This window comes from Xanthomonas sp. CPBF 426, from assembly GCF_903989465.1.
Lineage (GTDB): Bacteria > Pseudomonadota > Gammaproteobacteria > Xanthomonadales > Xanthomonadaceae > Xanthomonas > Xanthomonas euroxanthea.
This window is the reverse complement of the sequence record NZ_LR861805.1, coordinates 144,539-171,163: the sequence shown is the minus strand read 5'-3', so window position 1 is coordinate 171,163 and position 26,625 is coordinate 144,539. Positions and strand designations below refer to the sequence as shown.

Annotated in this window: 16 protein-coding genes and 2 pseudogenes; 5 read left to right on the top strand and 13 right to left on the bottom strand. The window is 63.2% G+C overall.

Going from position 1 to position 26,625, the window contains the following annotated elements:
• Positions 1-28: 28 nt before the first annotated feature.
• The 5 genes from H7A87_RS00675 to H7A87_RS00650 all read right to left on the bottom strand — a co-directional run bounded on the left by H7A87_RS00675 (position 29) and on the right by H7A87_RS00650 (position 3,697).
• Entirely contained in the window at positions 29-382 is a 354-nt protein-coding gene (locus H7A87_RS00675) for a SymE family type I addiction module toxin (protein ID WP_119127250.1), read from the bottom strand.
• 364 nt (positions 383-746) lie between these two features.
• On the bottom strand, positions 747-1,220 hold the full coding sequence (locus H7A87_RS00665) for a nuclear transport factor 2 family protein (RefSeq protein ID WP_119127248.1): 474 nt from the start codon (positions 1,218-1,220) through the stop codon (positions 747-749).
• A gap of 473 nt (positions 1,221-1,693) precedes the next feature.
• Entirely contained in the window at positions 1,694-2,392 is a 699-nt protein-coding gene (locus tag H7A87_RS00660; protein WP_119127247.1) for a hypothetical protein, read from the bottom strand.
• 81 nt (positions 2,393-2,473) lie between these two features.
• Positions 2,474-3,127 (bottom strand): hypothetical protein, encoded by a 654-nt coding sequence (locus tag H7A87_RS00655; RefSeq protein ID WP_139015286.1) that lies wholly within the window; start codon positions 3,125-3,127, stop codon positions 2,474-2,476.
• A gap of 81 nt (positions 3,128-3,208) precedes the next feature.
• Positions 3,209-3,697 (bottom strand): hypothetical protein, encoded by a 489-nt coding sequence (locus tag H7A87_RS00650; protein ID WP_147421050.1) that lies wholly within the window; start codon positions 3,695-3,697, stop codon positions 3,209-3,211.
• A gap of 529 nt (positions 3,698-4,226) precedes the next feature.
• Here H7A87_RS00650 and H7A87_RS00645 point away from each other — a divergent pair.
• Positions 4,227-4,370 (top strand): annotated as a pseudogene (locus H7A87_RS00645) (IS4 family transposase); the annotation flags it as partial.
• A 49-nt stretch (positions 4,371-4,419) separates the two neighbouring features.
• Here H7A87_RS00645 and H7A87_RS00640 read toward each other — a convergent pair.
• Complete coding sequence (locus H7A87_RS00640) at positions 4,420-4,899, bottom strand: DUF4411 family protein (RefSeq protein ID WP_119127243.1); 480 nt, start codon at positions 4,897-4,899, stop codon at positions 4,420-4,422.
• On the bottom strand, positions 4,886-6,034 hold the full coding sequence (locus tag H7A87_RS00635) for an ImmA/IrrE family metallo-endopeptidase (protein WP_047697548.1): 1,149 nt from the start codon (positions 6,032-6,034) through the stop codon (positions 4,886-4,888). Before H7A87_RS00635 ends, H7A87_RS00640 begins: the two co-directional genes overlap by 14 nt.
• 222 nt (positions 6,035-6,256) lie before the next feature.
• Here H7A87_RS00635 and H7A87_RS00630 point away from each other — a divergent pair.
• Positions 6,257-6,873 (top strand): annotated as a pseudogene (locus H7A87_RS00630) (tyrosine-type recombinase/integrase).
• A gap of 277 nt (positions 6,874-7,150) precedes the next feature.
• Here H7A87_RS00630 and H7A87_RS00625 read toward each other — a convergent pair.
• From H7A87_RS00625 to H7A87_RS00605, 5 genes are all read right to left on the bottom strand, one after another.
• Complete coding sequence (locus H7A87_RS00625; protein WP_232087898.1) at positions 7,151-11,014, bottom strand: LamG domain-containing protein; 3,864 nt, start codon at positions 11,012-11,014, stop codon at positions 7,151-7,153.
• Between the two features lie 234 nt (positions 11,015-11,248).
• Positions 11,249-12,292 (bottom strand): pectate lyase, encoded by a 1,044-nt coding sequence (pelA, locus tag H7A87_RS00620; RefSeq protein WP_119127240.1) that lies wholly within the window; start codon positions 12,290-12,292, stop codon positions 11,249-11,251.
• Positions 12,292-13,269: a pectinesterase family protein gene (locus H7A87_RS00615; RefSeq protein ID WP_119127239.1), complete on the bottom strand. Its 978-nt coding sequence runs from the start codon at positions 13,267-13,269 to the stop codon at positions 12,292-12,294. Before H7A87_RS00615 ends, pelA begins: the two co-directional genes overlap by 1 nt.
• A gap of 12 nt (positions 13,270-13,281) precedes the next feature.
• The gene (locus H7A87_RS00610) at positions 13,282-16,479 is read right to left on the bottom strand and encodes a TonB-dependent receptor (RefSeq protein ID WP_119127238.1); all 3,198 of its coding nucleotides are present in this window, start codon (positions 16,477-16,479) and stop codon (positions 13,282-13,284) included.
• A 230-nt stretch (positions 16,480-16,709) separates the two neighbouring features.
• On the bottom strand, positions 16,710-19,478 hold the full coding sequence (locus tag H7A87_RS00605; protein WP_104650491.1) for a TonB-dependent receptor: 2,769 nt from the start codon (positions 19,476-19,478) through the stop codon (positions 16,710-16,712).
• A gap of 285 nt (positions 19,479-19,763) precedes the next feature.
• On the opposite strand from H7A87_RS00605, the gene H7A87_RS00600 reads away from it, so the two are divergent.
• Positions 19,764-20,786, top strand: a complete 1,023-nt coding sequence (locus H7A87_RS00600; protein WP_119127237.1) for a sugar kinase — start codon at positions 19,764-19,766, stop codon at positions 20,784-20,786.
• A 276-nt stretch (positions 20,787-21,062) separates the two neighbouring features.
• Here H7A87_RS00600 and fabV read toward each other — a convergent pair whose 3' ends face one another.
• Positions 21,063-22,271: an enoyl-ACP reductase FabV gene (gene fabV, locus H7A87_RS00595; protein WP_119127236.1), complete on the bottom strand. Its 1,209-nt coding sequence runs from the start codon at positions 22,269-22,271 to the stop codon at positions 21,063-21,065.
• A gap of 398 nt (positions 22,272-22,669) precedes the next feature.
• On the opposite strand from fabV, the gene H7A87_RS00590 reads away from it, so the two are divergent.
• Positions 22,670-26,020 carry a winged helix-turn-helix domain-containing protein gene (locus H7A87_RS00590; protein ID WP_119127235.1) on the top strand — a complete coding sequence of 1,117 codons (3,351 nt, stop codon included), beginning with the start codon at positions 22,670-22,672 and terminating at the stop codon, positions 26,018-26,020.
• Complete coding sequence (locus H7A87_RS00585) at positions 26,017-26,421, top strand: hypothetical protein (protein WP_104584463.1); 405 nt, start codon at positions 26,017-26,019, stop codon at positions 26,419-26,421. The genes H7A87_RS00590 and H7A87_RS00585 overlap by 4 nt, the downstream gene beginning before the upstream one ends.
• The last annotated feature ends 204 nt before the right edge of the window (positions 26,422-26,625 follow it).

Sequence of the window (26,625 nt, the reverse complement as noted above, 5' to 3'; positions counted from 1 at the left end):
GCGCCGTGCGCAGGATGCGGCGGGTTGGTCACTCTGCAGGTGCCACGGTGACGACCAGCTCGCCGTTGCGCATGCGGATGTGGAGTTTGCTGCCGATGGTGAAGCCGAGTTGTTCCAGCCAGCGGCCGCGTAGGCGCAGCGTGGGGATGCGTTGGTGGCTGTCGGGGTAGTAGCCGTAGCCAACGGTGCAGTGTTGCGGGGCACGCGGGTGGCCCGGGCGGCGCGGCTTGTTGGGGTCGGGGCGGGGCTCGGGGATGGCGGGGCGGTCGAGGTAGGGCCGCGGCGTGATCGTTGGGTCGAGCGAGCGCCAGACGACCTCGGTGGGCGGTGGCACCGTGGCACGCTTGCGCGCTGACTTGGGGCGGGACGTGGATCGACGCATGGCAAAGCCCTCCTTGACGAACAGGCCCCGCCGCCGGGTGGCGACGGGATGTCGGGAGGTTAGAAACCGCTAAGAGTCGGCGGGCGTATTTCCCCGAAGGGTGTTGTATTAGCCGCCCTCCCGACGCAGGCATCGCGTCGGTTGCGCCCGCAAGACGCTGCAGGCACAAAAAACCCACCGGTTTGACGGAGGTGGGTACCGCTCTTAGAGGAGTTTCTACGCTCCTTGTGGTAGAGATTGCTGCGGGTTTGTTGGGATGTCAACTGCTTCGAGCTACAAAGTGATGGTGATTTTTTTGAGTGCGGCCACTACGAAGAACCTGCAGATCGCTCCTGTTCTTGCTCGCTTCACACCATACAGCGAACTACCGTTTGGTCGAAGCATTGAGATTATCCATGTCCGAGAAGATCAACCACCGCTTGCCGGAATCCCGATGCAGCGTGAGAGTGAACTTTCCTATGTCGCCGGGCGCATCTCCGTAGCCGTACGCACCGATGATGTAGGCGACATTACCTTCGGCGGAAAACCCGAGTGAGCGCAAACGTAGCGGACCTCCGCTACTACCTTCATAGGCCGCTTGAATAGCTGCCCTGCCCCGGATTGGGGGATGATCGCTTTGCAGCAAAAAGCCATCTTCCGCAAATAACGCAGCAAGCGCGCTTGCGTCGCCCTTACGCCATGCGCGCTCATAGTCGCGGAGTACTCGATCAAGTTCGGGCGGTAACGCAACGCTGGCAACCGCTGTTGGGTTGGCTTTTTCTGTGATGTTCTGACCCTGCAATGGCCCCGTGGCAAGCACGAGACTGAAGACAAAGAAGGCAGTGATAGATCGGCTCATATGTCTTACTCCTTCTAGAGTCTCGTAGGTTGACTACAGAGTCATTCCGCGCTTCGCAAATGCGGCAATTAGGCTGGCTCTTTTAAGTTAACCTGACCCCGCTACGCCAGCGTTTGCAGGACCAACAGCGCGGCCCTGTTCCATCGCTTTGAGGTGATGACGTACCCGCACCTTTCATCCTCAAATGGCTAGCAGCCATTGATCGACAAGGAACAGGAGCTGATGCCTAAGTGAATCTGACCCCGTTCTTCCTGCTTATTCCAAAACAGGTCGCAAAGCGTGGTTAGGTGAGCTTTCTTAAGTGAACCTGACCCCGTTATTCGCAGGAGCAACAGCAGCACGGGCCGACTCCGTCACTGTGAAAATTGCGATGCGCCCGCAATAGGGTTACTGCCAGGGTGCACTTCATCTTTTATAAGTGGAAGAATATTGACTCCGACCCTTTTTTTTCGAATTGATGGGTTGGGCCACATTCACAGAACGTCATAGCACCACTTTTTTTGCTTATCTGTCATGGTTGCCGGTGGCTCGCTCAGGTAGTCCGTGGTCGTGTCAATCTTTGTTACCTTCTGGGTGACACCGTTGCGGTAGGATATTCGAAAAAGATCGGATGTGAAACCTTTCTTGATCCATAGCTCTTCGAATGAATGAATTTTTTCCTCATAGAAGAAGCAAAACTTGAGCTTTCTAATTTTCTGGTAACTTGCGCTGGGCAGGAAATTTATCAGCGTTACATAAACGTAAGGCAAGTCCGTAGCGATTAGGTTGGCATACCCGTAAATATTGAGCCGCTTTGCTTCCTTTAGAATTTCTATGAATTCTTTGAAGTCCAAGTATGGAGCAATCGACTTTACCCTGGCATATATTAGCTCTAGATTGGCCATCCCAAATTTTCTATTTTCTTGAATTACGGCAGCATCTTGGCATGTTAGCGTTAGTTTGAGGTATGGCCTGCTTGCTGGATCTTTCGTCGGGCAAAAGATGCTGTCGTCGTGGTAAAAGTGTCCGTCAGCTTTTGTTTGTCCCGCCCTTGCTTTCATTGCTCGCCGACAGACAGGACAGCGCACCGCCGGTGCGGCGTTAGGTCTCGCGCAATTTAGGTCAAGTGCGAACTTCAGATAGTCACCATACGACATCATTTCCCGCTTTGTCGGGTGCAAGGCGTCAAACATATGCTTCCTCTTAATAAAACGCAGGTGGCCCAACGACTGAGTTAAGCCGAACAGCGAAGCGGGTTCGGATTGAACGAATTGTTAGGCATCTCCTCGACCCACTATGCAGATGCCACTGAGCGCTGAGTTGTCATGCTCCTCTTGCCGCTCGATCAAGGTGTCCTCACGGCCCACAACAATTAAATTGAAGGCCTCCGCTAGTGCAGCGAGATTGTTCTCCGGATTATCAATGGCGCTAATGACTTCGCCTAGACTCACGGGCGGCGGCATCTCAATGCCCTCTTCGGAGTGAACAGACCACTTCTTTGTCGTCGAATCGTAGCGTACCTCATGGTGTCCGTTAGGTCCTCCGGACGGCACGATCTGCGATGGCTTGAACCAGAATGTGTGGAGCAGAAGCCTACGACGATTAGTTTGCAATTGGCTAAGTGTGTGGAAGTAAGGGAAAGCGTAGAAAACTGCATGCCCGGCCGCCTCAAGCTGCTGCAAACGAAAAAGCTGGTCTTTGGCCTTTGTGCGATTCAGCCTCCACTCCCAAACCGAGCCATTTACATAGGCTCGCTTGTACTGAATTAGTGCGCCGGTTGAATTTCCGAACACCCCAGCGTCAAAACCCCATTGCGCCTCTTGAGCTTGTGTCGGTCCCAGCGCGAAATAGGGGGTGTTATGTTGATGAGATAGCCAGTTGATGAATTCTGTAGTTAGGTTTAGCTCAACGGTTTTTTCAGAAATCATCGATCTCTCCTAAGATACCTAACTCTGGAATTAAGCCGAGCCGCGAAGCGGCGTCGGCTCGAAGTAATTGTTAGACAGAGGCTACTGATCTAATCCAAGCATTTTATTAGCAACTTTCGAAATTACTTGTCGACTCTCTTTTGAAGTGCCAACTTTGCTGACAGCGAGCCAAAGTTTGCTTGCGGCGGTCTTGTACCAAGTGCCTTTGGGATATCCGCTCAAGTTTACCTTAAGTGCGGCAATCTCTTGATTGAGACGGTTAACTTCCTGCTGCGTTAGCTCGTGGTTCTCCTGCATTTCCTGGAACTTGGCCATCAGCTCGTCCAGCTTTCCCCTTAGCTCATCGGATTCCTCTTGCGTAAATGGCTGCTGCGGATTTTCGACGTGCTCTTTGACATGCCGCTCGATTGTCTCCCTAAGCTCATCTAGTTCAGAGTAAACCGGGATGGTTGCGCGTAGCTCGTCGCGAATGTTATTAGTCCAGATGAGAACCTCACCCGGCGCTTCGGACGGATTATCTACACGTTTCAGCTCTCTTGTCTCATGCTCTCCAGGCGAGGCGGAAATCAAGTAAGTGTCTGGGCCAGACTTACTTAATGAGAACGTGTACGCAGAGTTGTGCCTAAAAGTGATACTCAGGAGCAAATCTCGGCTATCCGTCACAATTTGGAAGTCAGCCGGCGAGAACGGGCACCGCTCGATTGCGCTCCAAACTGCTGCGATAACAGAATTCCTCAGTGGCAAAGTCTCATCTCCCCTGTCTAACGGTTATTGGACCGCCTAAGCGTGGCGTAACCTGATCCTCGCCGACTGCCTGACTGCGGTCAATCGCTACAAGCGTTTGAAGCTCACCTTTTTTCAATTGCATCCCTGTCTATGACGCCGAAGTGTTAGGCCGCGTCCTTGCGGGCTCATCCTATTCCGCCGAGTTAGTTGCAGCCTAACGGCGAGTTCTTGCAAATCGGTCACTCGAGCTCGCTACTTGCTTTCACGGCAGCGCCAGCGCGTTATTGCTTGGAGTCACCTCAGCAACCTCACCTTTCGTCACCAGACGCAACCGCGCGCCCTTGCCAGCGCTACCACCCCGTTATTAGTTCGCAGTACACGCAAGCTCTACTCGACACTGCGTGTCGGCCGCGAGTCGCTGGTCAGGTGCTGGCCGATGGAACCAGTCTCACGCCGGCTAGATCGCTTGCGCACACTGCCCGACGCAGTGCGCGAGCAGATGACATTGGTGCTTTAAAAACGTGGGATACCTAAGAACCTGACCCCGTTATTAGACCGACTGGCGCTCAGAAGACGCGGTTGGAGACCCTGATAAGGTCTGCGAAGTTGATGCAAGGAACCGAAACCGGCTGCAAGTTGCAAACTGCGGGGATCTTGTATTTCTTTTTGTTGGCGGGAAGAGATGGCTGCCTTGACTCATTGCTGATCAAGACAAAACCTTTTGCCTTGGCTGTGGCGACAATGATAACGTCGTTAGCGTCGACGCCTGTTCCGTACTGATCGTTCTGTACGCCGAGCTCGCCGTTGATGAGCATGGCGTGCCCGGCGATGACGTTATCGACATCCACAGGATTAAATCCGTCGATATCATGGAGCCATTGTCTACAGTCGGGGCTGATATGACCGATCTCGTCCATTGCCACACCCGGGATCGCCATGCGCCCCGCCGACAATTCCGCTCTCAGCCACTCCCAAATCGTGGGCAAGTTCTCAATGGGATAGTTATCCCATGCATGCAGTGCCGACGATGCGTCAAGCACCCGCATAGTAGCGCTCCAACTGCCTTAAGTCGGTCAGCTTAAGGTCGTCGAGGTACTTCGATGCCTTAACGATACTGAGCTTGTTTGCATCGAGTGCTTGGAGGACAGCACGAACATACGTATCGCCAAGAATGTGTCTTGGCTCTCGATGCCGCCACTCGCGGTTCCCGCCTTGACTCTCCTCAGCGGGGCGACTGTCTCTCCACACTTTGAACTCGTCGTATACGATTTGTTCCAAGCGATTTGATGCAATAAGTCGAATCAAGATCGTATCTGTACTTACACCCCACAACCGCCTGAACTTCTGGAGTTGGGCTTCTAAGGTTGCGGGCTCATCCGACAGGCCTGATGTGTCGATCTGGTTTAGGCTTGCCTGTGGAATGAGGAAATAACCAGCAAATTCATTGGCCAAGCGTTCTTTCCGTGCGTGTGAGTTAAGGCTATCAACGCTGTCGATAGTGCTCTCACGGAACAGAAGGAGATGCCCTAGCTCATGAGCAAGAGTGAAGGTTTGGCGTGCCTCCACGCTTTCCTTTCTCACCACGATGATTGGATACGATGAGTGGTAAAGGCTAAATCCAATTGTTGGATGTGCGCTTGGAATTTGCCATTTTCCAGCATATCCATTGGTGCGGAACACAAGAATGCCGCGCCGTTCAATCGCAGCGCGGTACTGCTCGAACGAGCTTTCATTCTGAATCCCAAGCCACTCTCTCGCTTGGCGTGCAGCCGAGCTTGGGGTAACTCCGACTAGGTCTGGTGGATCGAATTGGATTCTTTCTTCAGCGTCGATTTCGTCGAGAAGATCGATGTAGGCTTCTCGCTGCCACTCCGCGAGTTGAATAATGCGCTTGATCTTCTGGTCGAGATTGTGCTGCTGATTCAGGATGGTACGGAACTGCGGACTTCTGATTTGCTGTGGCTCGGGCACTCCTTGTTCCAAAAAGAACAGAGGCGTCCGTCCAAAGTACTTTCCGAGCCTCTGAAGTTGGATGAAGGTCAGGCCCGTCTGACCTTCCATTGCACGGGTCAGGGTTCGCTCTGAGATGCCCACGTCGCGGGCTAGATGGCCGGCGTCAATCTGCGCATCAGCCATGCACCATTGAAGGCGTTGCGGATTGAATGCTTCTAGCCTTTCCATCAAGTCAGTCTAGCACTGGCCACGCTGGTCTAACTACTATTGGACCGCCTAAAAGCGGTGTTACGCCAAGTAAGGACTAAGGCCGGATGTCTGGGAAGGGGGAATTCCTATTCCATAGCAATGACTTGCCGGATAGCCACCGACAGCCCTGGCGTCGAATCTGGGTGGGTTATCCAACGTTTGAGCAGGCGTATGATTTACACACGTGACGCCGCAGGCGTAATGACACCCAATCCCCCCAAACTGCTGAATCAGGTCCTCGGCCGGCTGCGGCTTTCGCCATTACAGCCTGCGTACCGAGAACGCGTATGTGAGCTGGATCCGCCGCTTCATCCTGGCCAACGGTAAACGGCATCCGGCCCAGATGGGGCGAGTAGAGGTGGAGGTTTTTCTCGCCAACCTGGCAGCGCGGGGCCAGGTGTCGGCCGGCATGCAGAATCAGGCGCTGGCGGCACCGCTGTTCCTATATTGCGAGGTGCTGGGCGTGGAAATGCCTATGCCGAGCCGGCTGGCAGTATCCATTCCCCGCCACGCGTCGCTCTGTGGATCCGCGGAGTGGCCGCGTTGGCCGTCATCCCGTCGCGGAAAAAGTGCTGCAGCGTGCGGTGAAGGCAGCACGCCGACAGGCTGGCATCGCCAAGCCTGCGACATGCCACACGCTGCGGCATTCGTTCGCGACACACCTGCTGGAGGCTGGCCACGATATCCGCACGGTGCAGGAACTGCTAGGCCACAAGGACGTGGCAACCACACAGATCTATACGCATGTGTTGGGACGCGGTGCATCGGCGGTGCCTGGTCCACTGGATGGACTCAGCCGTCCTGACGGCTATGTGTAGTATGCAGCGCGAGGGCGCACTGAGCGGATGCTTGCTTCGACACCAGTGAAATTGGCAGTTCTGACAAACCAGCGCGTTCGATGAGGACGGTCAATCGCAGCGCTGGTTTGCAGCGACTCAGCGATCGACTACGAGCAAGTTGCGATGACTGGTCTTTTATCGGTTTTGCCCTCATCCATCCTTCGGGCACCTTCTCCTACAAGCGGGAGAAGATTAATGGTGCGCTGGGTTATTTGGGCGCCTTCTTCCCTTGTGAAAAAGGGTTTGAGGTGCTGGGTTATTGGGTGTTCTTTGCGGTGCCCGCACTGGTTGGCGTAGGTAGCGAAAGCCTATTGTTAAGTTCAGTAATTTCAGCGACGTCGCCTTCGGTGATGACGCGCAGTTGTGCGGCTTTTAGATCGGCCGCGTTGGTTAGCGGCAGCCGCACCAGCGTGGTGACCGGCCGCAGATCGCGGGGTGCGGCCATTGCCGCAAACCCGGCCCGCGCCAGCTCCTTCCCACGCCCACCCTCCAGCACAACAAACCCGGCCGGTGCATCGGCGTGGCCGAGGCTGTGCACAGTCACTTCGATGGCGTCTGCAGTCACGCGTACATCACCGTGGCCGATGCCCAGGTCCGGGCGTAGTTCGACCGGGGTGGTGGCTGCAATGCGTTCGAGCTGCAGGACGGTGGTGCGGCCTGCGGGGAAGTCGATGTCGATGGAAGCGCTTTTTTCGAAAGCGGCCTCTTGCGTTTTGGTGTTGCTGTCGAGCTTGCCGTCATTGCCTTTGCTCACACCCTGGGTGATGCGCCATTGCCCCGGGGCGACGTTCCAGCCGGTAATGCTGGCGCGCTGAGGTTTACTGGAGGTGTTGTAGGCGATGACGGTGAAGCGGTCTTGCTGGGGTGCGGGGATGGCGATGGCGACCTGGGTGGCGGCCTCTGGATCGGCGAAGCGCCAGCTCACGGTGTGGCCGGGGTAGGTTTGATTGCGCTTGAGGGCCACGCCGCCAAGGCGGGCGCGTTGCAGGTTGACGGTGGGGGATTCCACGCGGTCGCTCCACCAGTGGCCTTCGGTGTTCATGTAGAAGTTCTGCAGTTTCTCTCTTGCCTCGCTGCGGTAAATGGCGGCGAGATACTCAAGGTTGCCGGTCTGCTCCCAGGCCACATGGTGCGGGAAGTCCGGGGCGCTGCCGTCGTCCTTGTTGGCGGCATCGATGAGCTTGCCGCTCCAGTCGCTGCGCTTGCCCATGACATCGATGAAGTTTTCATTGAGCAGCGAGAGGCCATTCGGGCCGCTGTTGGCGACGCGGTAGTCGATCGGCTTGAGATAGCGCTGCTCGCCGGTGAAGCGGTAGGCGGCCCAGAAGGTGTGCAAGGTGTCTGCGCCGCCGCTGCCTTCGAACAGTTCGCCGCCGCGGGTTTTGCCGGTTTGCCAGTTGATCTCGTTGGGCAGGGCCCAGTTGCCCTTGGCGTTGGTGTAGGCATGGGCGAGATAGCCGTCTGCCAGGCCGGTGACGATGCGGCGGCTGTTGGGGTCGGCGTTATAGCCGCCCAGCAGGATGGCCGGGTGCACGATGGGGAAGGAGTACGGTTTTTGCCATTGCCAGTTGGGCTCGCGGTAGACGGTGCGGCCGCCGAACCAGTTGCTGGCAAACAGCAGGTGGCCTTGCGGGTTGACCTGGATGACATTGTCGAAGGCCTTGACGGTTTCCATCAGGCGCTCGACGGTGCGCGGGTCGCCCCAGTTGAGGTACAGCAGGGCGCTGTTGAGGTTGATGCCCTCCTCATACGAGTGCAGCTCGTCGGTTTCGATGGTGGACAGGCCGTTGGTGAACATGCCGTTGCGGTAGTTGGCATCGGACAGCGCCAGCATGGAGGCGTTGAGCATGTCCGGGTCAACGCCCATCAGGGCGACGCCGGGCCATTGCTGCACCAGGTCCGAGTCGTCGGAGATGCCGCCGCCGAAATCGCCGTAGGCCACCTGGCGCTGCTCGATCCACCAGCGGATGTAGCGGCGGGTGGCGCTGAGGTCTTGCAGCTGCCAAAACGCCCAGGCGGGCACGCCCTTGGGCACGCTGGGCATCTCGACAGGCAACGCGCCCTGGTTGGCGTAGCTGATGTCGTTCCAGTATTCGCGGCCGAGGGCGTGGTCCGGGTCGACGCGCAGCAGGTCGGTGATGTCGGCGTCCAGCCGCTTGTAGAGCAGCTGGCGCTTGGAGGTGGTGTGCTCTTCCACCAGAAAGCCCCAGTTGTCCTTGACCTGGTTGAAGCGGTCGGCCACGTGCTCTTTGATGGCCTCATTGCGCGGCTTGAACACCAGTTGCAGCTGGGTGCCGTCGAGCGCGTTGGCATCGAAGCCGGGCGCGGCGGCGGCGATGCTGAGCATCAGGCTGTCGTTGCTCAGGATTCTGTCGCGCAGGTCCAGCCACAGCGTGCGGGCCTGGCCGGGGGCGACGGCGACAGAGACATCGATCATGTCGCGCGCCGGCCAGATGGGGTCCTTGATGCGGATGTTGAGCGGGATGCTGCCGTTGTGGGTGGCCGGCAGGTTGAGCGCCGGCAGGGTAATGGCGATGCCGTCCAGGCCGTCGTGCATGTTCTCCCAGCCGTAGGACCAGCTGCGCATCAGCGCCTGGTCCGGCGGCGGGTTGCCCAGGCTGGACGGCACCAGGATGTGCACGATGGGTTGCTGCGCGCTTGCTGCGGCCTTGTCGCTGGGGCGCTTGCGGGCGGGCGCCTTGGTGGGCAGCGCGATCACGGTCTGGCGCTCGCCCGGCGGGTAGCGGCCGGCGATGACATCGCGCAAGGGCGCGAGGTTGTCGTAGTCGGGCTGGATGTCGCTGCGCACGGTGTAGCTGAGTTGCGCGCTGCCTTTGGGCACCGCGCCCGGCTGCACGTTGTAGGCCCAGATTTCCTGGATGGGGGTTTCCCGCGCGGTGTTGGCAAAGCGCAGCGTGCCGCCGCGGCGCTCGGGGAACTGGTCCACGCTGCGCACCACGCCTTGTGCGCGTGCGAACAGTGGTTGCGCCTGCGCAGTGGCGGCACCGGCGGCAGCGGGCGCGGTGTAGCTGGCCTGGCCGTAGGCGGCGCCGCGCAGCTCGATGCGGTTGACCGGCTCGTCCGGCAGGGTGAGGTCCAGCGCCTTGCCGCCTTCGACATAGGTGTTCCAGTCCGGCAGCTGGAAGTAGTCGTCGCGCCCGGGCAGGCGCGAGCGGTTGTAGACGCCGGGCCAGGTGGTCTCGGCGATGCCGTCGGTGGCCTTCCACATCCATTGCTTGAGGTCGCGCGCGTCGGTGAATTCCACCTTGCGGATGCGGGTGACCGGTGCGGTGAGTGCGGGCGGTGCGTGGCCGTTGTCCCAGCCGTAGCGGTGCAGGAAGGCGGCGTGTTGCGCATCGCCGGTGGGTGCTTCCGCAGTGGTGGGCTCCTGCAGGCGGGCGAGTGCGGCGGCGCCGCTGGCGTCGAGCATGCGGTCGTAGATGCGGATCTCGTCGAAATCGCTGCCGCGCAGGAAGTTGTAGCGGCTCTGCACCTGGTGCGGCGACATCACCCGGCCGGCCAGGCCGAACTGGTCGAGCGCGGCGTCGAAGTCGAGCGCGCCGCCGTTGGTACAGGGCGCACCGCAGTCCACGCGTGCGGCTTCCTTGCCGTCCACATACAGGCGCACGCCGCGGGATTCGTCCCAGGCGAAGGCGATATGGGTCCAGTCGCTGGCGGCGGGATTCTTGTCGAGCTTGAAGGAGACGCGGGTGCGCGCGAGGTTGGCATCGGTGACAAAGGCATCGAAGCCGTGGCCGTTCCAGTCGATGCGCAGCCAGGCCATGTCCCAGCTGGTGTGGTCGGCGTAGCCGACGCGGAAGATCACGAACGGTGCTTCGCCCACCGCATAGCGCGCGCGCCAGAAGAAGCCGAGCGTGCCGCGCTGGGTGTAGAGGTTGCCGGGGGCATTCCACGACAGCACGCCGTCGTCGGCCCATTCGATAGCGTTGCCGCGCTTGCCGGTGGGCACCAGCGTGATCTTGTCGCGGAAGTTGGGCACGCCGTCGCCGCGGGCGACATCGGCCTGCAGGTCGCGGTCGGCCGAGACCCGGAACAGCAACTCCGGGGCCGTGGGGGTGGCCGCACTTGCCGGCAGCGCGATCAGACACAACAAACCCATCCAAACCTTCAGCACACGCACCTCGTCTGGTTCAAAACCACTCTTCAAAACCACTGCTGCAAAACCACTGCCGCCCCGCACGGGCGACAGACACTGCAACCTGCCACCGCAACGCAGCGCGCGGCGCACGCTTGGCGGCGGGCACGCGGGCCGGCACGTACGAGCGTACATGCCGTGCCTGCGTGCTGCGCGCGCCAGCATGCGCCGCGTGCGGTGGTGCGATGGCTGCGTCCACTACAGCCCGTTTGCGGACTTCCACTTGGGAATGTCGTCCTTCAACAGCTTGTCCGGCCAGGTGCCATGCCAGGCATAGCCGACGCGGCGCTCGTTGGGCACCTGCATGTACTCGGTCAAGGCCTTGCCCTCGCGGTTGGCATACAGCGGGCGTTGATTCTGCAGGTCGTAGAAGCGCGCCCATAGTGACGCACCCGGTTGCGCGATGAGGATCACGTCCTTGCCGGTTTCCTGGGTGGGGTCGTCGATCTTCTTGGTGGCCAGGTCGCGCATGCGGTGGGTGTCGAACCAGCGCGCAGCGGCCTCGACCGAGGTCTTGATCTGCGCGGACGGGTTGGGCTGGCGCATCAAAAAGCGCACGATGCTCACCGACTCGCTGGAAGCCAGCGAGGCCAGCTCATACGCACGCGCCTTGGCCGGCTTGAGCGTGACCTCGTCGTACTGCGCGCCCCAGATGGTGAGCGTGCCGCCGATCTTGACCTGGGTGGCGAGCACGCACTCCAGCCCCTTGGTCACCGCCTGGCGGGCGCGTGCACCGTGGCTGGCACGCAGCAGCGCGCCGGTGTCGCCCTTGCCCTCGCTGATGTCCTGCAGCAGGTTGAGCACGCGCACCATGGCGTCGTCGTTGTAGGTGATCTGGTGATGGTAGGACGACAGGTCCGGGTAGAACTGCGGCCAGCCGCCGTTGGCGTACTGCGCGGTGAGCAGGTAATCCACGCCGCGCTTGGCGGCGGCCACATACTTGGCGTTCTTCTCGGTCTTGTAAATGGTGGAGAGGTAGCCGATCTCGTAGGTGGTGGCCTTGTTGTCGATGGTGGCGTCGTCCTTGCGCCCGGGTTGCTGCAGCTCGGCGATTTCCGCAGCGGTGAAGGTGCGGGTGTAGTCCACGGCCACGCCCTTGTACTGCTTGGACCAGCCGCCGGAGGCGGTCTGCAGCAGCAGCATGTTGTCGGCGATCTTGTCGGCCAGTGCCGACAGCGGGGCCAGCAGCAAGGCGCCAGCGACGGCGAGCGTGCGGAAACGGAGCAGGTGCGAACGGATCATCAGAACGGCCTCCAGGTGCCGAGGATGGTGTTGCGATCCAGCGCGGCGGCCTGCGCGGCGCTGAGCTGACGCGACCACTTCACGCGGCGCGACGGGTTGGCGCCGGCGCCGCTGCTCTGGTACTCGCTATAGCGGGCGGTGGCCTCGTTGGCGGTGTTGCCCCAGTTGTTCCAGCCCTCGGGCACGATGTGCGCGCCGAGCTGGCTGCTGATAAAGCTCACGCTGGCGTACGGGCGCCACGGCCGGCCCAGGAACACGCGCGACACGCCGCTGGCAGCGGTGACGCGTGCATTGCGGAATACGAAGCCGTGTGCGCTTTCCTGCGGGGTGGAGGCGGCAGTGAGATAGCCATCGCCCAGCGAGTGCAGCTGCACGTTTTCGAACAGCGCGGTGCCGGCGCCGAACACGAAGTCGACGGTGCCTTCGACGTAGCAGTCGAGGAAATACGAGAGCTTGGCGCCGCGCAGGTACAGCGTGTCCTGGTAACCGAGAAAGCGTACGTTGCGGAACGCGGCGCGGTCGCCATCCACGCGCACCGCCACCGCCTGCCCCACCGGGCCGGCGTGATTGCCGAAGGCGAGTTTTTCCGCAGTGAAGTCGTTGCCGGCGATGATGACGCTGGACGAGCCGGAGGTGCCGTATTCAGTGCCGGTGGCCGGATTGATGCGCGAGGCGTAGTTGTCGTAGGTGATGATGGTCTGGGTGGGGCCGGCGCCGGTAAGCCTGAGCGCCGGTGCGTTGGACGGCACCACGATCAGTTCCTGATAGGTGCCGGCGCCGATGTTGATCTGCGCGCGTTTGCCGCCCTGCACGGCGGCGTCGATGGCGGCCTGCACGGTGCGGTACCCGGCGCTGCCCTGCTTGGCCACGGTGTAGACCGGGTCGGCGGCGATGGCAGCGGTGCTGCCGAGCGACAGCCCGGCCAGCAAGGCGGTGGCGGCGAGAGTACGTAACACGATCCTGCGATGCAGTTGCATGCGTTGCTCCTGTCAGAACTTGTAGCGCGCGCCGATGTAGTACTGGCGCCCGGTGACGGTGTACTTGTCGGGCAGTTCCAGCGTGGAATCGACGTAGCGGCGGTCGGGGGTGTCGAGCAGGTTGATGGCCTCAAACGTCAGCGACAGCTGGTCGTTGAGCTTGTAGGACATGTTGAAATCCACGTTTTCCACGCTGTATTTGCCGGTCACGTCGGCCGTGACCAGGCGCTTGCCATCCAGGTCGTAGACGTCTTCCTGGGCCAGGATGTTGTTGATGTAGCCATCGCGATAACTGGTGGACACGCGCGCACTGAAGCGGCCGTCGTCGTAATAGACGGTGGCGTTGTAGGACTGCGGCGAGAGGTTGAGCAGGTCGCGCTCGGTGGCGGTGGTGGTGATGCTGGTATTGCTGCTGCCGGCGGTACTGAACAGGTAATTGATCTTGGAATCGACCTGGGTGTAGTTGAGCTGGATGCCGAAGTTGCGCCAGAAGCCGGGCAGGAAGTCGAAGGCCTGCTGGTAGGTCAGCTCGAAGCCCTTGAGCGGGCCGCCGGGCGTGTTGAAGTAGCTCTGCACGTTGAAGATGGTGTCCGGCGTGAAGCCTGCCGGCAGCAGGTCCAGCGAGTAGCCCATCGCTTCCCAGGTGCTGAGCACGCGGGTGCGCTGCACGTAGCTGTCGATGTCCTTGTAGAACACCGCTGCCGACAGCAGCGAACCTTCGCGGAAGTACCACTCGGCGCTGAGGTCGTAGTTGGTGGAGCGGAACGGGTCCAGCTTGGGGTTGCCCAGGTTGATCGAGAAAAACCGCCCGTCGTCGAAATACTGGGTGGGCCCGCCGCTGACGCTGGGCGACAGATACGCCAGCGTCGGGCGCGCCATGGTCTTGGCCGCGCCGAAGCGCAGCACCACCTCGTCGCTGACATCCCACGAGAGATTCAACGAGGGCAGGATGTCGCGGTAGTTGTGGTTGACCGTGGTGGGCACCAGCAGGCGCTCGCCGGCCGCGGCGGTGGCGCTGGCCACACCGAAGAACGATTCGCAGTTGGGCGAGATGGCGCCCGCCGCAGTGGCCGTGCACGGCGCATAACCGCTGGCGGCGATCTGCGTCTGCACATAGCGCACGCCCAGGTTGCCGCGCAGCGCGCGCCCCCACAGGTCGGTATTGAAGTCCAGCTGCAGGTAGGTGCCCAGGCTCTTTTCGTTGACGGCGAAGTTGTTGTTGGACGAGCCGAAGTGGCCGACATCGGCCAGGCGGTAGTCGCCACCGGGCACGCCGGTGTCGCAGTCGCAATTGATGTTGAGCAGGTCGGCGACTTTCTGGAAATCCGGAATCACCCAGGTGGTGGGGAAGCTGCCGTTCAAGCTGCGGCCGAAGCCGTCCAGGTTGGTGCTCAAATCGCCCACGCCCACACCGGCCGGCAAGGCCTGCGCCAGACGCCCGTAGGAGATGTTGCGCGACTCCGACGTGTCCATGTCGTAGTTCTTGTAGGCCAGCCCGGTGCGGAAGGTGAAGGTGGAGCTGATGTTGAATTCCAGATCCACCTTGGCGGTATCGAAGGTGTTGCCCACCGACTGCGGGTTGAGCCGCACCTCGCTGATGTTGGTGCCGCGCGCGGTGCCGTTGCTGTTGACCGGCACCGCGCCATAGCCCAGCCACTGCCAGTTGTTGGGGTTACCCGCATCGAAGGGGAAGCTCATGCTCGGGTAATCGCCACCATTGCGGCGATCGAGCACAAAGCCATCGAGATTGGTGTTGTCGAAGCTCACCATCGAGAACTCGGGGCGTTCGTAGTCCGAGGTCGAGTGGCCGACCAATGCATTGACGCGCACCTGGTCGTTGAAGCGGTGCTGCAGGTCCAGGCTGAATTGCTTGAACTCGGTGGATTCTTCGATGTTGCTGGATTCGGTGCGGAAGTCGACGTTGTCGAACACGCCATAGGTGAGGCGGTTCTGGTCGTCCACCTGCGCTTCGCGCACCGCGATCTGGGTCTTGCCGCCGAAGTTGGCGGTGCGGTGCAGGTTGGCACCGACCGAGTCTTCGCGCTGGTCCTTGTCCAGCTTGGAATACAGCATGTCGAAATTCAGCAGCGTGTCGTCGCTGACCTTGAACTGCAGCGCGCCGGTGACGCCCAGGCGTTTGATTTCGTGATCGGTGCGGATGTAGCGCGGGTAGCGCGGAATCCAGGCGTTGGTGGCGGTCTCGTAGGCCTGGATGTTCTCCGGCGTGTTGGCCGGGCGCGGTATGCCGGTGCCGCAGTTGGCGGGGCTGATGCCGTAGCTGCCCCAGCCGTTGTTGCGGTCCTGGTTGGCCTGCGAGCCGACGCCGGCAGGGATTTCGTTGGCCAGCGGGTTGCGCGGGGTCTGCGGGTTGTAGCCCACCGGCGAGCAGAAACCGTAGGTGCCATTGTTGGTGGCGGTGCTCTGGTTGGAGTTGCGGTAGTTGCCGTGCTCCCAGCGCACCGGGTTGTAGCCTTCCTCGCGCAGGTGGCGCTCGCTGTAGGACACCGACATCAGCGCGCCGACCCGGCCATCGGCCCAGATGTTGCTGATCAGGCCGGAAAAGCGCGGGTCCTTTTCGCGCGAGAGATCGTTGTAGCCGTATTGCGTGGACGCGGCCGCTTCGAAGCCGTCGAAGTCGAACGGGCGCGAGCCGCGCAGGTCGACCGTGGCGCCCAGTGAGCCTTCGTCCATCTGCGCCGACTGGGTCTTGCTGATGGTGACGCGGCTGAAGAGTTCGGAGGCGAAGGTATTGAAGTCGAAACCGCGGCTGCGGTTGACGCCATCGCTGCCGCTGCCGGCGGTGGCCAGGGCTTCCAGCCCATTGATGCGCACGCGGGTGAAGTCCGAGCCCAGGCCGCGCACGGAGATCTGCTTGCCCTCGCCGCCTTCGCGGTCGATGGAGACGCCGGCGATGCGCTGCATCGATTCGGCCAGGTTCAGATCGGGAAACTTGCCGATGTCTTCGGCATAGATGGCATCCACCTGCTCCACGCTGTAGCGCTTGGCATCGAGCGATTGCTGCAGGCTTTCGCGGTAGGTGGCCTTGACCTGCACGCGGTCCAGGTCCACCGCATCGGTAGGCGGTGTGGCCGGTGTGGTCTGCGCGACGGCAGCGGCCGCATGCAGTGCCAGGACGATGGCCACCGACAGACGCGCGGTGGGCAGGCGAGCGGCCGCCACGGAGGCGGAACGACGCGAACGGACATGCATGATGCGGCTCTCTCCATGGCACTGGCTGCAATGACGCGCTCAGCCCCCCAAGGCCATGGCGTCGCAATGGGCGACCAGCAACACCGCTGCGCGAGCGCGCTGCGTTCTTGCTGGACGTTTCGAACATCACGCCCACCGCGTTGCATGCGTGCACCAGGGCACCGCATCCACGACGATCAAGCGTTGGAATAAGGGCCCGCTGCGCGTGTGCGCAGCGGGCAGGCAGCGGGTCAGAACTTGTAGCGCAGGCCCAGCAGGTACTGGCGGCCGGTTTCGGCGTACTGCAGCGGCAGCTGGCCGGTGCGTGGCGAGGACACCCACTCGTCGGAGGCCTCGTTGGTGAGGTTGATGCCTTCCAGGCTCAGCTCCAGCTGCTTGCTGATCTTGTAGCGCAGCGAGGCGTCGAGGATGGTGGTGCCGGTCATGCCGTGCACGCCGTCGACGTTGAAGCCGGTTTCCGCACCCGGTGCCTGGGTGAGGTAGTCGTCGCGGTTGGTGGCCGACACGCGCCCGGCGAAGGACTCACCTTCGTAGAACAGCGTGGCGTTCCACGACGAGCGCGACAGCCCGAGCAGGTCGTTCTTCATCACCGGCGCGCCGCTGCTGGCCAGGTACTGGATCTTCGAATCGACCCAGGTGTAGTTGAGCTGCACGCCCAGGTTGGCCCACTTGCCCGGCAGGAAGGTGAAGGGCTGGGTGTAGTTGGCTTCCACGCCCTTCAATTCGCCGCCCGGGGTGTTGAGCGGGATGCTGAAGGCGAAGTCGTCGTTGACGGTGGCACCGGTGCCTTCCAGCAGCGAGGCCGGCAGGCCGCTGCTGGAGTACGGGCGCACTTCGCGCGCGGTCTGGATGAAGCTCTCGATGTCCTTGTAGAACAGGCCGACACCGAGCATGGCGCCTTCGTTGAAGTACCACTCCAGGCCGAGGTCGACGTTGGTGGCCTCGATCGGGTCCAGGTCCGGGTTGCCGCCGGCCACGGTGCGCGCACCGCCGGCCACCGCCACGGTCACGCCGGGGGTGAGGCTGCCCAGGCCGGGACGGCTCATGACCTTGGCCGCGCCAAGACGCAACAGCAGGTCCGGTGCCAGCTCGGCGACCAGGTTGAACGAGGGTAGCGTATTGCTGTACTTGCGGCCCACGGTGGTCAGCGCCGGTGCGTTGTTGATCAAGGCATAGCCGGTGGATTCCTGCTCGGTCTCCACATAGCGCACGCCGAAGTTACCGGAGAACGGAATCGACCCCAGGTCGGTGGAGAACTCGCCCATCAACCACACGCCGCGGTCCTTTTCCTCGACGCTGCGGCTGTTGTTGACGCGCGGGGCCACGGCGAAGCTGCCGCTGTTGCTGTAGATGCCGAACAGGTCGGCCACCGCATCCAGGTTGGGCACCACCCAGTTGGAGGGGCTGCCGTTGATGCCCTTGAGCCCGGCTTGTTCGGTGAGATCGGCCGGCACGATGCGCGTGCCATTGGCGAAGGTGGGCACGGCCAGTTCGTTGGCGCGGCGCAGCTCCACGGTGCTGAAGGTGTAGTTCTTGGCCAGCACGCCGCCCTTGAGGCGGAAGCCGGGGCTGATGTTCCAGTTGAAGTCGATCTGGCCGGTGTCGAAGTCGTTGTCCACCGTCTGCGGACGCAGGCGGATTTCGGCCAGTTCCCAGCCGGTGGGATCGGTCGGGTTGATGCCGTAGTTCAGCACCGGCGCGCGGCTGTTGCCACGGTAGTCGTAGCTGTAGCCGTCGACGTCGTACTTGTCCATGATGATGGTGGTCTGCACCGGGTTCTCGTGCGCCGAGCGCGAGGTACCGACCCGGGCATTGATGCTGAAGTCGTCGTTGAAACGATGCTCCAGGTCCAGGCTGACCTGCCTGAACTCGGTGTTCCACTCGTCGTGGCGGTTTTCGGTACGGATATCGACATTGTCGAATTCGCCGTACACCAGGGCGTTGTTGCGGACCTCGCCATTACGCACGACCGTGGCCGGCTTGCCGACCAGCACCGGGCGTGCATTGCCGCCGCGGCTGAAGGAGATCGCTTCGATGTAACGCTCGTCGCGCTTGGCGTCGATCTTGGAATACAGCATGTCCAGCGACAGCGTGGTGCGGTCGGTCGGCTTCCACTGCAACGCGCCGGTGACGCCCAGGCGCTGCTGGTCGTGGATCTGCTGGGTATAGCGCGGGAAGCGCGGGTGGTAGACGTCGGCCGAGCGTGCCGCGGCGAACGGCGAGGTGGCGCTGAAGCCGCCGTTGCTCGGACCATTGGCCCAGCGGCCGGTGTTGGAGCCCTCTTCCAGCACCTCGCGCTCGGTGTAGGCCACCGACAGCAGGGCGCCGAAGGTGTTGTCGGCCCAGGTGTTGGCGATCAGCGCGGCCACGCGCGGGTTGGCCTTCTCGGCCATCGCGTTGTAGGCGGCCTGGCCGCTGGCGGCGAAGGTGAAGCCGTTGTAATCGAACGGACGTGCGGTGCGCAGGTCGACGGTGGCGCCGAGCGAGCCTTCTTCCACATCGGCCGAGGCCGTCTTGCGCGCGATCAGCTGCGAGAACAGGTCCGAGGCGAACACGTTGAAGTCGAAGCCGCGGCCGCGGTTGGTGCCGCCGCTCTGGTCGCCGGCACCGACGGTGGTGAGCGCTTCCATGCCGTTGATGCGCACGCGGGTGAATTCCGGGCCCAGGCCACGCACCGAGATGGCGCGGCCCTCGCCGGCCTCACGGGTGATCACCACGCCGGGAATGCGCTGCAGCGATTCGGCCAGGTTGAGGTCGGGGAACTTGCCGATGTCCTCGGCGACAATCGCATCGACCACGCCGGCTTCGCCGCGCTTGATGTCCAAGGCCTTTTCCACCGAGGCGCGATAGCCGGTCACCGTGACGGTGTCCAGGTCGACGGCCGGTTCTGCAGGCGCTTGGGTGGTTTCTTGTGCTGCCAGGTGGCCGCTCAGCGCAAGGCCGATCGACAACGCCAGCAAGGTAACCGGTGTCTTCCGGCTGGTGGTCCGAAATTGCATGTCCTCCCCTCCCAAGGGTCCATGAACAACATGAAAGTCTGGTTGTGAGCGGCAATGACACCGCTGGTCAAAACGACGTTACCAGCTGAATCCTCCCGTAACATCTTGCAGCGCAGCAGAAAACGTCACCGAATTTGCCCAAAAGGGGTGCAAGCGGTCACTACGCGTCGCATCATGGGCCTCGCTCGGCGCGTTTGGCGCCGGCTAGAATGACACCGATGGTCATCCTGACGCGCAGCGGTTCCCCCACACCGTGACGCACCACACAGCCGAGGTAATTGCCGCATGAGTCGTGCCCGTATCCTGTGCTTTGGAGAGTTGTTACTGCGCCTGGGGGCGCCTGGTCACGAGCTGCTGCTGCAGCAGCCGCGGCTGGACGTGCATTGCGGCGGGGCCGAGGCCAATGTCGGCGTGTCGCTGGCGCATTTCGGCCATGACGTGGCGATGGTCAGCACCGTGGCCGACAACCCGCTGGGCGCGGCGGTGCTGGGGGAACTGCGCCGCCACGACGTGGACACGCGGCATGTGCGGCGGGTGGACGGCCGCATGGGGCTGTACTTCCTGACCACCGGCGCGATCCACCGCCCCAGCGAGGTGGTCTACGACCGCGCCGACTCGGCGTTTGCGCTGGCCCCGGCCGATGCCTACGACTGGCCGGCCCTGCTGGAGGGCGTGCAGTGGCTGCACCTGTCCGGGGTCAGCCCGGCGCTGGGCGCGGACGTGGCGCAGGCCACGCTGGCGGCGGCACGCGCGGCGCGTGCGGCCGGGGTCAAGGTCTCGTTCGACGGCAACTACCGGCCCAAGCTATGGCAACGCTGGCAGGGCGATGCGCGCGGCATCCTGCACCAGCTGTTCGCCTGTGCGGACGTGGTGTTTGCCGACTACCGCGACATCGGCGTGGTGCTGGGCGGCGAGTTCCCGCAGGAGACGCTGGAAGCGCGGGTGGAAGCGGCCGCGCAGCAGGCGTTTGCCGCGTTCCCGCAGCTGCAGTTGATGGCCTGCACCCAGCGTGTGACGCACAACGTGGACCACCACAGCCTGGGCGCGCTGCTGGTGCCGCGCAGTGGTGCAGTGGCGCGCGCGCCGAGTGAGGAACTGAGCCCGATCATCGACCGCATCGGCGGCGGCGATGCGTTCGCCGCCGGCGTGCTGCACGGCCTGATCGCAGGCTGGTCACTGGACGATACGGTGCGCTTCGGCCTGGCAGCAGGCTGCCTGAAGCACTCGATCCCCGGCGATTTCAATCCGCTCTCGGTGGCCGAGGTGCAGGCCTGCGTGGGGGATGCACGGTTTGATGTGAGGCGGTGAATCGGGAGTGGGGAATCGGGAATCGTAGGAGCTCAAGAGCGCTGACTTTCCGCGTTACTTTCCGGATTGGTTGCCCACCGAGCGCGGCGCGTCGGGTCTGACGCGCTCACGGGCCGGCGGGCTGGTGCTTGCAGTGGGGATTCGTCACAGCAAGGGTAACCGGCATCGCGTGCCCGTTGCCCTTGCCGTAATCGATCCGGGTGCGCCTAGGATCTCAGCGATGCAGCAACCTGCGGCTTTTCCGATTCCCCAATCCCGATTCCCGATTCCCGCGCCTCACCCCAACTCGATGCAGTCGAAGGTCACGTCCGTCTCCACATCGGCGTCGTAATCCACATCGTCACGCTCGAAGCCGAACAGCTTGAGGAACTCGTGCTTGTAGCCGGCGTAGTCGGTGAGCTGGAACAGGTTCTCGGTGGTGACCTGCGGCCAGAGCGCCTTGCAGGCGTCCTGCACGTCGTCGCGCAGTTCCCAGTCGTCCAGGCGCAGGCGGTTTTCGGCGTCCACCTCGGCGGGCTGGCCGTCCTCGCGGTACAGGCGCTCGCGGAACAGGCGGTCGAGCTGCTCGATGGTGCCTTCGTGCAGGCCCTTTTCCTTCATGATCTTGTAGACCATGGAGATGTACAGCGGCATCACCGGGATCGCGGCGCTGGCCTGGGTCACCACCGACTTGAGCACCGCCACGTTGGCGCTGCCGCCGCGCTTGGCCAGGCGCGCGTTCAAGCGCTGCGCGGTGTGGTCCAGGTCGACCTTGGCCTTGCCCAGCGCGCCGTGCCAGTAGATCGGCCAGGTGATCTCGGTCCCGATATAGCTGAAGGCCACGCTGCGTGCGCCATCGGCAAGCACGCCGGCGCCGTCCAGCGCATCGATCCACAGCTCCCAGTCCTGCCCGCCCATCACGGTGACGGTGTCGTCGATCTCCTGCGCGCTGGCCGGCTCGATCGAGGCCTGGATGATGGTGTCCTTGTTGGTGTCGATGGCGGTGGCGGTATAGGTCTGGCCGATCGGCTTGAGCGCCGAGCGCTTCACTTCGCCGCTGCCGGGCAGCTTGCGCACCGGTGAGGCCAGCGAATACACCACCAGGTCGACCTGGCCGCCCATCTCGGTCTTGATCAGCTCGATGACCTTTTCGCGCGCGGCATCGGAAAACGCATCGCCGTTGATCGACTTGCTGTACAGGCCCGCGGCCTTGGCATGCTTGTCGAACGCGGCCGAGTTGTACCAGCCGGCGGTGCCGGCCTTGCTGGCGCTGCCGGGTTTTTCGAAGAACACGCCCAGCGTGTCGGCGCCGAAGCCGAACGCAGCGGTGATGCGCGAGGCCAGGCCATAGCCGCTGGATGCGCCGATCACCAGCACCTTCTTCGGGCCGTCATTGCGCACGCCGCGCGCACGCGTGGCGGCGATCTGCTCGAGCACATTGCGCTCGCAGCCAAGCGGATGCGTGGTGGTGCAGATGAAGCCGCGCACTTTGGGATGGATGATCAACGTGGACTCCTGGTCAGCAAGATGCTGGTGGCATTTTAGTGCGTGTGACGGACTTTGGGGCGAGCGGCGTTGGCCACCGGCGGTGCGGAGCGGGTGCTGCGTGGCACCGGCATGGTGAGGCCAAGGCACCGAACACGCGCACATCGTCGGCCTGCCGGCGAGACAGCCCAGGGCGCGCCACACGCGGCTGCATCGCCATGCGTGAAGACGCCCGTCATCGCCCGGCACGCCGCGTTGCCGCGGCCGGCATCGTCCATACACGGGCGCGAACGAACCACGATCACCCTCGATTTCCTGCCCGAGCGCCTGTGCTACGTTTGCGCCTGCCGTGCCGTGCCTGGCCGCGCCTGATGGCGATCGTCGAGGCTCCTCCCACCGTGCGACCGGTATCCGAGCGAATGTCTCTTCGAAGCGAGCGCGTCACGCAGCTGGGCTCTGTCCCGCGATTTCGGCTTGGGCCATTGCTGGTCGCGCCGGAACGGCTGGTGCTGATCGACGACGGCCAGGTCATCGCGCTGGAACCGCGCATGATGGAAGTGCTGATCGCGCTCGCCGAGCGGGCCGGCGAAGTGGTCAGCGCCGAGCAGTTGCTCATCGAGGTGTGGCACGGCAGCTTTTACGGCGACAACCCGGTGCACAAGACCATCGCCCAACTGCGCCGCAAGCTGGGCGATGACAGCCGCCAACCGCGCTACATCGAAACCATCCGCAAGCGCGGTTACCGGCTGCTGCCCAAGGTGGTGTTCCCCGACGATTATCGCGGTGCGGTACTGGGCGCGCAGGTGTGGGGACACGGCAACCCGTATGTGGGGCTGCAGGCCTTCGATCCCGCGCATGCGGAGGTCTTCTTCGGGCGTAGCCATGCCATTGCGCAGGTGCTGGGCGCGCTGCGCGCGCAATTGCACAGCCAGCGCGGGCTGGTGCTGGTGAGCGGTGCCAGCGGCTGCGGCAAGACCTCGTTGCTGCGCGCCGGCGTGGTGCCGTTGCTGGCGCAGCCCGGCGGGCTGGATGGCCTGCAAGCCCTCGCGGTGGCGTATTGCAACCTGGCCCAATGCCGTGGCGGCGATCTGCTCGACACGCTGGCGCGCGCGCTCGGCGAGTGGGCACCGGGCGGGCGCGCGGTGTTTTCGCCGGCGCAGATGGCGGCGTTGCCCGAGTGGCTGCAGCGCCCTGCACCGCTGCATGCGGCCATTGCCGAAGCGATGCGTCAAGGCACGCCAGCGCGCGACAGCGCACAGACCCAGCGCCATCTGCTGCTGGTGATCGATCACGCAGAAGCGCTGGTGGCCACGCCGGGGATCACCGATGCCGACCGCGCCGCACTGGCCGCCGCCTTGCAGGCGCTGTGCGACAGCGCGCAGGTGGCGGTGCTGATGCTCACCCGCAGCGATTTCTACCCGCGCCTGATCGACGCCTTGCCGCAGATCGTGGAGCTCAAGCGCGGCGACGGGCACGTGGATCTGCTGGCGCCGCGCGACGGCGAGATCGGCCAGATCATCCGCGTGCCGGCGGCCATGGCCGGGTTGCGTTTCGAAGAGGACCGCGACAGCGCCAGCCGGCTGGACGATGTGCTGCGCGATGCCACCGCGCGCCAGCCCGATGCCCTGCCGTTGCTGCAGCATCTGCTGCATGCCTTGCACGCGCAACGCAGCGACGACGGCCTGCTGACCTTCGCCGCCTACCGCGCATTGGGCGGGCTGGAAGGCGCCTTGGCGCACCATGCCGAGCACACCTTCCGCGCCTTGCCGGCTACCGCGCAGGCGGCATTGGGCCAGGTGCTGAGCGTGCTGAGCGTGATCCATCCCGACAGCGATGCGGTGACCGCGCGGCGGGCGCTGTGGTCGGCCCTGCCGGCGCACGGCGCAGCGCGCGTGCTGGTGGAGGCCTTCGTGCATGCGCGCCTGTTCGTCAGCGAGCTGGTGGCCGGCGAGCCAGGCTTTGCGGTCGCGCACGAGGCCTTGCTGCGGCAATGGCCGCGTGCAGCCGAGTGGATCCATGAAAACCGCCGCCTGCTGCAGGCGCGCAAGCGGCTGCAACTGGCCGCGCAACGCTGGGCCGCCGAAGGCCGGCGCAGCGATCACCTGCTCAACAGCGGGCGCCCGTTGAGCGAGGCGCGCGAGGCGGCGCGGCGCATGCCGCAGGACCTGGACGCGCTGGATCACGCGTTCCTGCATGCCTGCGAGCGCTCGCAGCGCCGCCGCCGTGGCCTGTATGCGGCGGCGGCAAGCATGCTGGTGGTGCTGGCAAGCGCCTCGCTGCTGCTGGGCTGGCAGGCGCGGCAGGCGCAGCAGGTGGCTGAAGAACGGCGCGACCAGGCCCAGCAACTGGTGAGCTACATGCTGGGCGACCTGGCCGAGCAATTGCGCACGGTGGGCAATCTGAAACTGCTCGACAGCGTGGGCAGCCGCGCGCTGCGCTACCTGGAAGACCTGCCCAGCACGAGCATGCAGCCAGGCGATCTGATCAACCACGCCCGCGCGCTGCGCACCACCGGCGAAGTGCTGATGAACCAGGGCAAGCTGGACCAGGCGCAGGCGGCATTCACGCGTGCGGCCGCCACTGCCGAGCAGGCACGCATGCGAGCGCCAGATACCTTGGAGGCGCGCGCGGAAATGGGCCAGGCGGCGTATTGGCTGGGAAACATGGCCTACCGCAGCAAGCAGTTCCCGTTGGCGCAGACTTACTGGTCGCAGTATCTGGCGGCCAGTGAATGGCTGGTGCGCACGGCGCCGGATGACCAACGCTGGCAGCTGGAGCTGTCGTACGCGCTCAACAATCTCGGCACGCTGGCCACCACACGCGGCGATACCACGACGGCGATCGGTTTTTTCGCGCGCGACATCTCGCTCAAGCGCATGCTGATCGCGCGTGCTCCGGACAACCCGTCGTTGCGCTACGAGTTGATCGACAGTTTGTCATGGCTCAGCTTGGCACAGGAGAACCAGGGCCTGCTGGCGCCTGCCGAGCAGGGCTACCGCGATCAAATCGCGATGTTGCGCGTGCTGGTCGAGAACGACCCCGATGCCAATGCCTGGCGACGGCGTCTGGCGGGTTCGTTGATCCGCACCTCCAACCTGGCGGTGGCGCGGGGTCACCTGGCACAGGCGCAGACCGATGCGCAGGACAGCGTGCGGATGTTGCAACCGCTGGTGGCGCTGCAGCCGGAAAACAACACATGGCAACGCGATCTGGCGCATGCCTACGCGCAGGCTGGCTGGGTGGCCGCGTTGGATGGGCGTCCCGGTCAAGCCGAACAGCAACTTGGCCAGGCCCGTCAGACCATGGCTGGCCTGCTGCAACAGGCCCAGCCGCTGCCCGAATGGCAATGGCTGGATGCCATCATTGCGCTGCGCCTGCACCGCGTACAGACCGGACGCGCAGGCGCACACGCAGGCGACCTTGATCAGATCGTTGCGCGGCTGGATGCCCTGCATCGCGCCAGACCCGACGATCTGCTTGGCATCTCCGCCTTGTCGCAAGCGCTGGTATGGCATGGCGAACAACGCGCCGCCGTCGGCGACGACGACGGTGCACGCGCGGCATGGCAGCGCGCGGTGGCGGTGCTGGGCAAGGACATCGGCAACAGCCACGACAAGACCCTGCTGGACCCCTGGATTCGCGCGCAGGTGCATCTGGGCCAGCGCAGTGCCGTTACGCAACAGCTCGGATGGCTGTATCAGGCGGGCTACCGCCACCCGGGGTTCGTCTCCCTCTATGCCCCGCTTTTCAAGGAACAGGACAGCTCATGACGGATTTCAAGATCAAACTCACCGTGGCACGGGTGGGATTCGGCGGCAACACCGGTGCCGGCGAATATTTCTACAGCTTCGCCCCGGACCTGCTGATCGTGGATAAGCACGACAAGGCATCGACCCTGCTGTATTACTTCGATGAAGACGTCGTCCCCAGGCATTTCAAGATCAAGAGCCTGTTGAGTTCCGATGCCTTGAAACAGATCGGAGAACCCACGATCAGCCCCGACGGCCGCAGCGTGCAGGTCAGCAATGCCAATAGCGTGCCGACACTGATCTTCCTGACCATCATCGTCGAAGACGAAAGCCGCAAGGACAAGAAGACCTGGTTCAGCTGCGATCCCCAGGTTGGCAACGATCCGCAGATCAACCCGCAGGAAACCCCGCCCCTGCAGTAAGCCCTGCCTGGCCACCCGCCTGGCGCTTCGCCACCAGGCGGTGTGTTGCCGCAATGCGCACGCACCCGTTGCCACGGAGGAACCTGCTGGCGGTCCCGATGGCGCTCGCTGCGCCCTGGCTGGCGGGCGTGTTGCCGGGTGCTCCGGCCAGCCGTGGATGGCGACAGCCAGCCTGCCGCGCTGAAGCCAACAGCGCCTGGCGAG